General features: G+C 65.3%; 1 protein-coding gene. It reads right to left on the bottom strand.

Annotated features, from left to right (window positions below):
- Positions 1-44 precede the first annotated feature (44 nt).
- Entirely contained in the window at positions 45-299 is a 255-nt protein-coding gene (locus tag C3492_RS05530) for a phosphopantetheine-binding protein (RefSeq protein WP_258055510.1), read from the bottom strand.
- Positions 300-314 lie beyond the last annotated feature (15 nt).

Here is a 314-nt window from a genome sequence, read left to right as displayed (position 1 = left end):
GTCCGGGGCCGCACCGGCGCTCGTCCGGGGCGAGAGGAATCCTGCTATTCCGCACACGTGACGTCCCCCTGCCGCGCGGCAGCGAGCTCGGCGGTCCTGCCGGCCACGAATTCCTCGATCGCCTCCAGGGAGACGAGGACGTTCATGAGCATGTCCTCGGCGGCGACCTCGAAGCCGAATTCGTCCCCGATGAAGGCCATCAGCTGGATGTATCCGAAGGAGTCGATGACCCCTGCCTTGAAGAGATCGGTGTCGGCCGCCACGTCCCGGTCGAAGTCGATGAGGAACTGGTCCTCCATGAACTGGCGAATCCG

Origin of the sequence: Streptomyces sp. Ru62 (assembly GCF_002920615.1) — a bacterium.
In the GTDB taxonomy this organism is placed as follows: domain Bacteria; phylum Actinomycetota; class Actinomycetes; order Streptomycetales; family Streptomycetaceae; genus Streptomyces.
This window is presented reverse-complemented; position numbering and strand designations above follow the sequence as displayed.

Bases quoted from the DNA above. Each gene is read 5' to 3' on its own strand.
- C3492_RS05530 (WP_258055510.1), bottom strand. From the start codon at position 299: ATGGAGGACCAGTTCCTCATCGACTTCGACCGGGACGTGGCGGCCGAC.